The sequence below is a fragment of the Candidatus Dependentiae bacterium genome (genome assembly GCA_016191325.1).
Lineage (GTDB): Bacteria > Babelota > Babeliae > Babelales > JACPOV01 > JACPOV01.
The window spans coordinates 1-9,707 of sequence record JACPOV010000012.1; the positions used below are offsets into that span (position 1 = coordinate 1).

Sequence of the window (9,707 nt, forward strand, 5' to 3'; positions counted from 1 at the left end):
TAATATCCTTAATTAAACTTTCGGCTGATTTTTTGTTTGAATTTGTTTCCATTTTCTTTCTGTTTTTACATTAGTTAAACTTAAGAAAATGTCTCTATTCTTTTATCTTAAATCAGTACACTTTGGTTTGAAACGAAACAATGAGAAAAAAGCGCAACTCGCTATGCTCAATCAACAAGGACAACAGCCTCCACCTGGACCACCTCCAGCCGGAGGTGATAACTCCATGATGATTATTGCTGCGGTGGTTGGAGTAATATTCATTGCAGGCGTAGGCTATGTGATGATGAATAAAAAACAAGCTCCGGTAGTTGCCCCGGTATTAAAAGCAGCTTAATCACTAACACTAAAAACAAAAGCCATGATTATCGGAGAAACATTTCAAGGCGATTATGACGGATACGAGGAAGAAAGTTACGACTATCTGTTCAAACGCAGAACAAAAGAAGAACGCCAGCAAAAGCGTACTGAAAGAAAAGAGAAACGTGCTGAAAAGGAGCAACAAAAACAGGATACCTCTGGAGAAAATAGCAAGCATCCTTTACTTGGCAATTTTGGAATGTTCGATAAGAACAAAAAGAAAAACACCAAAGGTTCTTCCGGTGATACTTCGGGATCTTCCTCAAACGAGGAAGCGAAAAAGACTGCCACAGGTGCAACAACGGGAGCTACGCAGGATAAATCAGAAAGTAGTCCTCCTGCAAATGAAGCAGAAGCAGGAAAGCAGGATACTAAAGACCTTGATAAAAACGGTAAACCTAAAGAAGCTGGTTTCGGGCCAATGTTCGGTTTTGCCATGCTGGGTGTTACTGTATTAGTGATAGGAGCTGTACTCTATGGAACTAACAAACGGTCAAAGGAAATATTACCACCAATGAAAGTCGCAGCATAATTAAAAAATAAAAACACATGGACATTTTAGCAGAGCCAATTGAACAGGAAGTAATAGTTGATGGCGCAACGCCACAGGGAGCTTTGTTTGTTTCGGTAAAAAACACCGGAGCGAACATAGCAACTTTTAACGGAGTATCACTTCCACCCGGAGAGGCAAAGAGCTACTCCTTTGTTGGCAAAGGTTACAAGGCATTGCCTTATGTGGTCAATGGTTCAACCCTGAAAATACTTTACATCCTTTAAAAAATTAAAGCAATGATACAAGCAGAAAAAGCACACCGCATTATGCAGCTATACGAAAGTGATTACGACAATTTTCTTGACAAGCTGAAAGCGAAACGTAAAGCAAAAAAGGCCGCAGCCGCACAGAAAAAAGCAGAGGCAGATAATGCCGACAAGACTGTTTCTGAAGCCGAAGGCTATAAGAAAAAACATCTCGGACAAAAAGCTAAAGACCTTTTGGATAAAGCCGGAGGCATTGAAGGCGCTCAAAGCACTATTCAGAACGTGATGAAATATTTCAAGAGTGATACACCATCTGACTATGACATTAATGTTGGTGGACAAGGTGCAGATCCAAAAGCTGAAAAAACAATTATGGGACTTCCACCCATAGCAGTTTATGTTGGCGGAGCTGTCCTTGTATTAGCAGGAATTTACGGATTGTCCCGCATGATGAAAAACAAAAACGCACCACAACAAATACAAACGCCTGCTCCAGCTTCGGTTGCAGCAGCAGAACCAGTTTTACAAGCAGCAGCATAAACAACATGGTCATTCCTATTCCATCACAACAGCAACGCTTTAAAGTAAAGGTCGGCATCCGTGCCTATGAGCCTTGTGCTTTGGGCGTGAAATGTTATGATGCTACTAAACCCAATACGGATTATATCCGCAGGCGTGTTCCTTTTACAGAAGAATTATTTAAAGGAAAAAATCCAGGATATAAAGAGTTCACCCTTCCCTTCCCGCTTTCTCCCGATCAGCTGATGGTAGAGATGTACGATAAGTCGTATGGAGATGACACCAATTTTCGGGTAGAAAAATTCGAGCTTGAAAAAATGGAGCCGAAAAATGTTTGGGCGGAACCGGAAATGCACAACTTTATTGAGTTCGCACAGGACTTTGCGGTGAAAGCCGGATACCTTCCTACCGGTGTATATGACAGCAAAGACGGAGATTTCCTTATTCAGTATATGCCCATTATCGAGGATGAGGAAGGAAACCCAATGGTAACTCCAGCACGGACCAATCGCAAATCAGGAAGGATACAAGTTGCTCAATCTGCATTTGCAAAATATACCATTCCTGTAAGAGTAGTGGTATTATTCCATGAGCGTTACCATTTTCAGATACCAACCCGGTTGGAAAAACCAGCCGACTTACATGGCTTACGCTTATATCTGGACTTGGGTTTCCCAAGAACGGAAGCGGTTTACGCTACTACTAAAATTTTCAACTCGCATCCTGAATCAGTCGGAATGAGACATAGAGACAGAGTAAAAGACATCGTGAATTTCATTGACAACTATTCAGGTAGAGAACACTTAAAAATGAAAACCAACTAATGAAAGGTGGACGTAACATAGGTACTAATGGTTTGGCGCAAAGCCTCAAAAAGATTTTTGCTGAAAAGAAAAAATCTGATGAGGAAAATTTTGTCCAAAAAATCTATGAAGGCACAGATGATAATTTCTTTGAAGCAACCAACTCAAATTTGCGTGCAGCTCTTAATCTTGATAAAAAAAGTGAGAGCTATGAAAAAGATTTAAAACGTTTCGGTACTCGCATTAAATTAATTGATGTTGCGGATGATGCAATTCCAAACAAAAGAATAAAAGAAATTTTACCGCTTAAAAAGCCTGCAAAACCTTCTAACGAAAGGTACAACGAAAAATATGAGAAGGACTTAAAACGTTTCGGAACGCATCAGGGTATTATCCGTGTATCGAATGATGATCCCACGAAAAGGAAAAAACAAAAGCCTTTCCCCACCGATTTCAGTAAAGCAATTTACAAGGCAATGATGAGTAAATGGAAACCACGTGAGGTAACTCCATTTTCCGTTAATCCATATTCAGATATATTCCGTGAGTTTCCAAAGGCTCAGGTAACTATTCAAAATAAATCAACCGAAGAAAAAGAGGTTGTGCTGTGGGGAGCAAATCAGAATATAAGTGTTAGTCCACCAGCTCCAGGAGATGTTCAGGATCATACTATTGTTGCGCAAGTCAGTGTTCCTGCCGGAGTGCATCCACAAGGTATAGTGGTTAACCCCGCAAATCAACTGGTATATATCGCAAATCAATTAAGCGGTACTATCACGGTTTTGGATTCCAACAACCAAGTAGTAAAAGTTATTCAGCTTCAACCAACCTTTCCCGGTTTCTCATCACCTGTTGCATTAGCTGTAAATAGCAAAAGCTCCAGCAGCAAATATGGTTTTGTATATGTAGTATGCTCTGTTGCAAACACACTTGCTGTTATTGATTTAGCATTAAACGTTATAGCTTCCATACCAGTAGGTACACGTCCGGTTGCGGTAGCCTTTAATCCGGTAAATCTTAAAGTTTACGTAGCTAACCTGGTCAGCGATAACGTAAGTGTTATTGATGCAGAAGCCCTAACTGAAATTGTCGGCTCTCCACTTCCAGCCGGAAATGATCCCATAGGTGTAGGTGTAAATCCTGTAAATGGAGACATCTATATTGCCAATTCACTTGCAAATAGCATTACTGTTTATGACAGCGCCAATGCACTTATAACAACTATTCCGGCAGTTGGCCAGTACCCTGTTTCTGTTACTTACAATCCTGCTAACAACAGTATGTATGCAGTAGCAACCACTAACAATTTTGTTTATCAGATTGAAACGCTAACGCATACCATCGTTGGAGCAATTGCAACCGGTAGCAAACCATACAACAGTTTCTTTGATTCTTACAATGGATTCTTATACGTGCAGAATCGTCAGGATAATACTTTCACCATAATCAAACCTGATAATAGTAAAATTGACGGATTAAGTTTCGGTGAACAAAACATCGGTGGAGCTTTTAACAGCTTCAACAATTCAATTTACATTTCTGATACCAGTAACAACACAATCAATGTTATCGGCTATCTGCAAGTAAGCAGCACCATAGTCTTTAACTCTGATTATCCTGAAATGCGGGAAGATTTTCAAAGCAATCCGGCAGTTGTACAACATACAAAATTTGTTGTAACCGGGTTAGAACGCTTAAACAGTTTCCGGTTGAACAAGTTTACTCCAACTGGAACAATCCGAAGTAAACCCATTTCATTTGAATTATATGCAAGTCCTCAAAGTAAGCTGAATGTGGCAGAAGTAACAGAGCTGGCCGGAACTGTCATTGATGGAAAAATGAATTGGCGCTTTAAGCTGCCGGGACTGCACACAGTAAGTATCCTGGTATGGTATCGCCAGTTTGAAGTACGAGAAATTCTAAGCCCAAAAAATCATAAATCAAACAATTAAAAATCAACAACCATGAACAACAAATTAAACTACTTAGTAATTCACTGCACAGCAACACCTGAAGGCAGACCAGTAAGCAAAGATGATATTATCCGCTGGCATACAAGTCCGGTAAACCAGGGAGGACGTGGATGGAACCGTCCCGGATACGCTGACATTATAGAGCTTGATGGAGATTTAGTAAACATCATTCCTTTTAACACAGATGACTTTGTGGATCAGTGGGAAATCAGCAACGGTGTTGTTGGATTGAACGGCAACTCCCGTCATATCGTGTATGCAGGTGGGATGGACAAAGAGAACAAATCTCCTAAAGATACACGCACCAAAGAACAATTAGCAACCCTTGAAGTGTATGTAAAATATACCGTTAAACGCCATCCGAAAATTTTAGTATTGGGACACAACGAAGCTCCAAACGCACATGGTAAGGCTTGTCCAAGTTTTAACGTGGGAGAATGGTTGCGCTCCATCGGTATAACTGAAGCTAATATTTATCACAAACCGGTTGTGGAAGAAAAAAAGGAAGAAGTTGCAGCAACAACGGCAGAAACAAATTCCAATGAAGCAGAGGCATGAGAACGATACTCATACTTGCAGCTGGGGTATGGATTGGCAGGGAGGTATTTACAACATTATCCAGGAATCAGGCGAGAGAACGTGAAATAAAAATTCGCAAGCAACTGGAAAAATTTATCAGAGAAAACCTGCCAAACCTTCAACCTGATGAGATGCAAAAAGAGGTTGAAAATATTTTAAAATAGACGAAATGGCAACAGTAATTCAAGACATAATCATTCCTGAGAAAAGTTCCGAATGTTCGGAATGGATAAGTTATTTTAAAAAGCTGGAAGAAAAGTTTGGAGCTGAAAACGCTAAAACTATTTGGTTAAAAACATGGCAGGTGAATGGCTCAACAGCTTCCTGCACAACTCGTCCAGACTTTAACGCTTTTTTCAAGAAACAAGATATTGATGTTACTAACCTTGCTACCGCAGCAGTTGCATCGGCAGCAGACTTAGGAGGAAGTATTATGGGCCTTGGGAAAGGCATTACTAAAGTGCTGACCTATGGAGTTCCGATTGTCGCAACTGCAATAATTGCAGCTATCCTGTATGCCATTGTCAAAGTAGCTAAAAACACAACTGCATCCGATGTTGCAGCATTAACACCGCAAGGGAGGGCGGCTTCTTTACTAAAATGAAAACTGCCGCTATAAAACTTGCACAATCCAATCCTAAAACTCTTATAACGGTAGGTGTTATAAGTATTGCAGGAGTGTGGATTGGTGTCGCTGTTTATAAAAACAAAATTAAAAAGCGAGACCAAAAAGCCATTGCTTTTTTCAGTGAACTGCAAAGAGATATTGCACCTGATTCAGTTGGATTGGTGGAAAGCAATGCTTTTGACATACGTTATTGGGAAAATATTAGTAAGAAAATAAAAAAACCAATGTACTTGCTCACAGTAGCAAGCGCAAAAGGCTATGCCAAAGACATACGTGATTCATGGGGAGTATTCAATGATGACGAAGATAAAATTTACAGCGTATTCCGTGCCTTAAAAGACCAAGTGCAAGTATCACAAGTAGCTTATCAATACTACATGGATCCGAAAGGAGATAAGATTAACCTGATTGACGATCTGAAAAGCAGATTGAGCAAAGAGGAAGTCGGGCAAGTACTTGACATCGTGAAAAAGCTACCTCAATATCGTTTGGGAGAAACATCAAAAAAATAAACAATGGCAGAGACAACACAAGATAAAGAACAAAAAAAGGGACTATTAAAAAAGTATCTCGATAACACGTTTGGAGATGAAGGATTGAGAACGGATGTAAAAATTACACTCACCAATGATACCATTTTCAAGTTCGTGGCTGCGGTAGTAGGAGCCACTACATTAAGCACAATTGCTTATTACATGATAAAATCAATGTTCACAAGCAAATCACAGTAACACGATGAAGAAAGCACTTATAGCCGTTTTTTCGATTTCCCTGACAGCCGGAACACTTTACCTGACTTATTCACAGGTGAAGGATTATTTTATTAAAAAACTGGTGAAGTCTTGGACAGAGGAAACGAAAAAACAAAAAAAAGAATTGAGCGAAGAACAAATAAAACATCTCAAAGAGGAACTGGACAAGCTCTATTTATGGGAAGTAAAGCTACTGGCGAACTATTCAGAGAAAGCGATTCAGCGTGCGCCTGAAAAGGAGCTTGCTCCAATGATTGCAAAGCTCAAAGAAAAAAAGATAATGGAAAAAGCTGATCTGAAAACAGTAGATACAATTCTTTTCGGCACTTAATAAACAATTAAAAAATAATCCTATGGAAACGCTAACCGAAATCATTGCACAGATTAAAAACTACATGACTGCTTTGGACTGGCAGTATATTATCACATTCATCATTATCTGTTATGGTATTAACCATTACAAGGTAAAGGAAGGATTACAAAAAGTTACCGGAACACAAACACGCACACGTTATCGTGTAATCATTATTGGGATCCTTTATGGAACGGGATTGTATTTTCTACGAGGATATAAATTGCAGCAGGTTGAAAACTTGTTCCAGTCTTTCATTTTCGCATTAGTGTTTCACAAATTTATTGTTGAAGCACTCTTGTATTGGCTGGCTAAACACGCCTTACCGGAATCTATTTCAAAACACTTACTGGACGAAGAACAATTAAAAAAGATTACAGGTAATGAAGATAAATAATATCATAACTTCTATTCTTTTATTCATCTGTTTTGCACTGTATGTAGCATTAGAGTTGAAAATCCCGTGCAAGGATGGTGAAAAAGAATGTGGAGAAAATACAAAACGGCTGGAAGCCAAAAATGATTCAATCAAAAAAAGTAACCTGGTACTGGATGAAAAATATCGCAGCCTTCAATTAAAAGCGGATAGCCTTCAGGAAAAACTTTCCAGTATTAAACAAACCGTAGTTCAATTAAAAAATAAACAACATGAAAAAATTATTGCCATTGATAGTCTTAACAGCCATGAGCTTTTTGGCTTCTTCTCAAAGTTTAATGCCGAAAGTAATAATACAAGATAAGGATACGCTTTTCTGTTTCACAATGCCGCAGAGCAAAATCATTGCGAAACATTTAGAGAACAGTATGTATTGCGATTCTGTATTAGTGAAAACGGAAAATGAAGTGGAACTATTAAACCAGTTACAGGCTGTCAATGATAGTTCCATACTGGTACTCAAAATGAAAACGGATAATCAGCAATATATTATCAATAACCAAGAAAGAGTTATTGGAAATCTAAATGCAGATATGAAACAATCTGAAAAGAAATACAGGAATGAACGTTGGCAGAAACGGTTATTCGCTGCCGGCACATTCCTATTCGCAGCATTGGCCATTTTAAAATAAAAATTACTCACTAAATAAGAATACACATGAGCTTCATTGGAGGTTATCAAAGCGATGTAAATCTCAACGATATTAAATACGTTGGAGATTTCCCAGCCGATCATTCACTCGGAGGATACGGCATTGCAATCGGAACAAACGGTTATGTTCTAACACTCAATCCGGTTTTATCACAATACAGAGATGGTTTAACGCTGGAAGTTAAATTCCAAAATACCAATACCGGAGCCTCACTTATTAATGTGAATGGGAAAGGGAATGTTCCTATTAAAAAAATAGTCGATAATAATTTGGTTGACGTTGAGCCAAATGATCTAAAGGCGAATCAACAATACATATTAATCTTTGACGGAACCGTGTTCCAGGTTGCGAACCTGGACGACAATTCTCCATTGCCTTTAGCAGACGAGAACAAACCGGGTATTTCAGAGAGAGCAACACAAGGAGAGGTAAATACAGGAGCAGACGATGAGAGACATATCACCGCTTTAAAACTTACTAATTGGTTTTTAACCAAAGTAGCTTCAGAAGCTACTCCCGGCATATCAATGATTGCAAGCCAGGCAGAAGTCAATGCCGGAGGAAATGATTTGAAATTTGTTACGCCTGCTAAGCTCGCTTCTTATGTGGCAGATAAATTAACCGGTCTTTGGAAAGATAAAGGATTAATAAATGCTTCCACCAATCCAAACTATCCGGCAGGACAAATCGGAGATGCTTATACGATCAGCGTTGCCGGTAAAATAGGTGGCGCACTTGGTGATGATGTACAGGTGCGTGATGTGATTTATTGTACGGCCAATAATCCCGGAGGAAATAAAGCAGCCGTAGGAAATAGCTGGAATATTATTCAATCCAATTTAGTTCAGGCAACTGAAGCTATTGCTGGCTTTGCTCAAATAGCTACACAAGCAGAAGTGAATGCCGGAGTGGATAATTCTAAATATTTAACTCCGTTAAAACTTGTAACGTGGTTTGCTGCTCAACTTGCAACGGAAGCCCAAGCCGGAATTTCAGAAAGAGCAACGCAAGCTGAAGTAAACGCTGGTGCGGATGACCTAAGACATATTACTCCTTTAAAATTAGTTACCTGGTTTGCATCACAGCTTGCTACGGAAGTTCAGGCTGGAATTTCGGAACGGGCAACTCAAGCGGAAGTGAATGCCGGAACAGATGATGTACGTTATGTATCACCACTTAAACTTACAACGCTGTTAAATACAGTAGTTCAACAAGCAACTGAAGCTATCAAAGGCATTGCTGAAATAGCTACACAAGCAGAAACAGATGCGGGACTGGATGACAGCCGCATCATTACCCCTCTGAAATTACAGGTAAGGCTGAATAATTACATTAATCGTGAATCCATTCTTTTACTTCCGGTCGCAAATGTTAATCCTAATTTCTATTTCACTCCCGGAAGAAACCAAATAGCTTTAGTAAATGGGAACCTTGTTGTTGTAAGAGATTTCAGGTTTAAACCTAATACTGTTCCTGCCGTAGTTTCAACGCATGTATTGAATTTTCCTAAACCTGTAAATGGAGGTGCAGGATTTTCAGGAATACTGATAAGTAATGTAGGTGAACGGTTTATGTATTCTATTGACAGCAATGGCCGGGTATCCCTGTTTGGAACATTCAACCAGGCTAATGACGAATTGCTTTTTAACATCAATCCTTATGTTGCCAAATTCCCGATAGAATATTATCCAACTCAACCACCATCGTAAAAACATAAAAGATCATGGCATTTGGCGGTGGATATGAAAGCGACCTTGTATGTAGTCAAACCAATCTGTACTTTTAAGCCTAAATAACTTTGGACATTTTCTTTTTTAAAATTAGTTAATTTTTTTGATTTTTATTAGCAGTCGTAAAATTATTTCCAACTGCGGACTTTGGCTTTTTTAAGGA

The 9,707-nt window shown here is 39.2% G+C and carries 16 protein-coding genes; all 16 read left to right on the forward strand.

Going from position 1 to position 9,707, the window contains the following annotated elements; all coding sequences use genetic code 11:
- The first annotated feature begins 88 nt into the window (after window positions 1-88).
- Genes HYX58_06465 through HYX58_06540 form a run of 16 tightly spaced genes read left to right on the forward strand, consistent with a single transcriptional unit; the run spans window position 89 to window position 9,523 of the window.
- Window positions 89-337 (forward strand): hypothetical protein, encoded by a 249-nt coding sequence (locus HYX58_06465; GenBank protein ID MBI2775624.1) that lies wholly within the window; start codon window positions 89-91, stop codon window positions 335-337.
- 24 nt (window positions 338-361) lie between these two features.
- Complete coding sequence (locus tag HYX58_06470; protein MBI2775625.1) at window positions 362-892, forward strand: hypothetical protein; 531 nt, start codon at window positions 362-364, stop codon at window positions 890-892.
- 17 nt (window positions 893-909) lie between these two features.
- On the forward strand, window positions 910-1,137 hold the full coding sequence (locus tag HYX58_06475) for a hypothetical protein (GenBank protein ID MBI2775626.1): 228 nt from the start codon (window positions 910-912) through the stop codon (window positions 1,135-1,137).
- A gap of 12 nt (window positions 1,138-1,149) precedes the next feature.
- The gene (locus HYX58_06480; protein MBI2775627.1) at window positions 1,150-1,659 is read left to right on the forward strand and encodes a hypothetical protein; all 510 of its coding nucleotides are present in this window, start codon (window positions 1,150-1,152) and stop codon (window positions 1,657-1,659) included.
- Between the two features lie 5 nt (window positions 1,660-1,664).
- Window positions 1,665-2,462: a hypothetical protein gene (locus HYX58_06485; GenBank protein MBI2775628.1), complete on the forward strand. Its 798-nt coding sequence runs from the start codon at window positions 1,665-1,667 to the stop codon at window positions 2,460-2,462.
- Window positions 2,462-4,393, forward strand: a complete 1,932-nt coding sequence (locus HYX58_06490) for a beta-propeller fold lactonase family protein (protein MBI2775629.1) — start codon at window positions 2,462-2,464, stop codon at window positions 4,391-4,393. Before HYX58_06485 ends, HYX58_06490 begins: the two co-directional genes overlap by 1 nt.
- 12 nt (window positions 4,394-4,405) lie before the next feature.
- Window positions 4,406-4,972: an N-acetylmuramoyl-L-alanine amidase gene (locus HYX58_06495; protein MBI2775630.1), complete on the forward strand. Its 567-nt coding sequence runs from the start codon at window positions 4,406-4,408 to the stop codon at window positions 4,970-4,972.
- Complete coding sequence (locus HYX58_06500) at window positions 4,969-5,157, forward strand: hypothetical protein (protein ID MBI2775631.1); 189 nt, start codon at window positions 4,969-4,971, stop codon at window positions 5,155-5,157. Before HYX58_06495 ends, HYX58_06500 begins: the two co-directional genes overlap by 4 nt.
- A 5-nt stretch (window positions 5,158-5,162) precedes the next feature.
- On the forward strand, window positions 5,163-5,597 hold the full coding sequence (locus tag HYX58_06505) for a hypothetical protein (GenBank protein MBI2775632.1): 435 nt from the start codon (window positions 5,163-5,165) through the stop codon (window positions 5,595-5,597).
- Window positions 5,594-6,133, forward strand: a complete 540-nt coding sequence (locus tag HYX58_06510; protein MBI2775633.1) for a hypothetical protein — start codon at window positions 5,594-5,596, stop codon at window positions 6,131-6,133. Before HYX58_06505 ends, HYX58_06510 begins: the two co-directional genes overlap by 4 nt.
- Window positions 6,134-6,136: 3 nt before the next feature.
- Window positions 6,137-6,352, forward strand: coding sequence for a hypothetical protein (locus tag HYX58_06515; GenBank protein ID MBI2775634.1), 216 nt, complete (start codon window positions 6,137-6,139; stop codon window positions 6,350-6,352).
- Window positions 6,353-6,356: 4 nt separating this feature from the next.
- Entirely contained in the window at window positions 6,357-6,704 is a 348-nt protein-coding gene (locus HYX58_06520) for a hypothetical protein (protein ID MBI2775635.1), read from the forward strand.
- A 22-nt stretch (window positions 6,705-6,726) separates the two neighbouring features.
- A complete protein-coding gene (locus HYX58_06525) occupies window positions 6,727-7,122 on the forward strand; it encodes a hypothetical protein (protein ID MBI2775636.1) in 396 nt (131 codons plus the stop codon).
- Complete coding sequence (locus HYX58_06530) at window positions 7,109-7,465, forward strand: hypothetical protein (protein ID MBI2775637.1); 357 nt, start codon at window positions 7,109-7,111, stop codon at window positions 7,463-7,465. Before HYX58_06525 ends, HYX58_06530 begins: the two co-directional genes overlap by 14 nt.
- Entirely contained in the window at window positions 7,374-7,793 is a 420-nt protein-coding gene (locus HYX58_06535; GenBank protein MBI2775638.1) for a hypothetical protein, read from the forward strand. The genes HYX58_06530 and HYX58_06535 overlap by 92 nt, the downstream gene beginning before the upstream one ends.
- 26 nt (window positions 7,794-7,819) lie before the next feature.
- The gene (locus HYX58_06540) at window positions 7,820-9,523 is read left to right on the forward strand and encodes a hypothetical protein (protein MBI2775639.1); all 1,704 of its coding nucleotides are present in this window, start codon (window positions 7,820-7,822) and stop codon (window positions 9,521-9,523) included.
- Window positions 9,524-9,707: the final 184 nt, after the last annotated feature.

What these genes read in the sequence shown, in the direction of transcription:
- HYX58_06465 (MBI2775624.1), top strand. Translation starts at nt 89, where the DNA reads ATGTCTCTATTCTTTTATCTTAAATCAGTACACTTTGGTTTGAAACGA.
- HYX58_06470 (MBI2775625.1), top strand. Translation starts at nt 362, where the DNA reads ATGATTATCGGAGAAACATTTCAAGGCGATTATGACGGATACGAGGAA.
- HYX58_06475 (MBI2775626.1), top strand. Translation starts at nt 910, where the DNA reads ATGGACATTTTAGCAGAGCCAATTGAACAGGAAGTAATAGTTGATGGC.
- HYX58_06480 (MBI2775627.1), top strand. Translation starts at nt 1,150, where the DNA reads ATGATACAAGCAGAAAAAGCACACCGCATTATGCAGCTATACGAAAGT.
- HYX58_06485 (MBI2775628.1), top strand. Translation starts at nt 1,665, where the DNA reads ATGGTCATTCCTATTCCATCACAACAGCAACGCTTTAAAGTAAAGGTC.
- HYX58_06490 (MBI2775629.1), top strand. Translation starts at nt 2,462, where the DNA reads ATGAAAGGTGGACGTAACATAGGTACTAATGGTTTGGCGCAAAGCCTC.
- HYX58_06495 (MBI2775630.1), top strand. Translation starts at nt 4,406, where the DNA reads ATGAACAACAAATTAAACTACTTAGTAATTCACTGCACAGCAACACCT.
- HYX58_06500 (MBI2775631.1), top strand. Translation starts at nt 4,969, where the DNA reads ATGAGAACGATACTCATACTTGCAGCTGGGGTATGGATTGGCAGGGAG.
- HYX58_06505 (MBI2775632.1), top strand. Translation starts at nt 5,163, where the DNA reads ATGGCAACAGTAATTCAAGACATAATCATTCCTGAGAAAAGTTCCGAA.
- HYX58_06510 (MBI2775633.1), top strand. Translation starts at nt 5,594, where the DNA reads ATGAAAACTGCCGCTATAAAACTTGCACAATCCAATCCTAAAACTCTT.
- HYX58_06515 (MBI2775634.1), top strand. Translation starts at nt 6,137, where the DNA reads ATGGCAGAGACAACACAAGATAAAGAACAAAAAAAGGGACTATTAAAA.
- HYX58_06520 (MBI2775635.1), top strand. Translation starts at nt 6,357, where the DNA reads ATGAAGAAAGCACTTATAGCCGTTTTTTCGATTTCCCTGACAGCCGGA.
- HYX58_06525 (MBI2775636.1), top strand. Translation starts at nt 6,727, where the DNA reads ATGGAAACGCTAACCGAAATCATTGCACAGATTAAAAACTACATGACT.
- HYX58_06530 (MBI2775637.1), top strand. Translation starts at nt 7,109, where the DNA reads ATGAAGATAAATAATATCATAACTTCTATTCTTTTATTCATCTGTTTT.
- HYX58_06535 (MBI2775638.1), top strand. Translation starts at nt 7,374, where the DNA reads ATGAAAAAATTATTGCCATTGATAGTCTTAACAGCCATGAGCTTTTTG.
- HYX58_06540 (MBI2775639.1), top strand. Translation starts at nt 7,820, where the DNA reads ATGAGCTTCATTGGAGGTTATCAAAGCGATGTAAATCTCAACGATATT.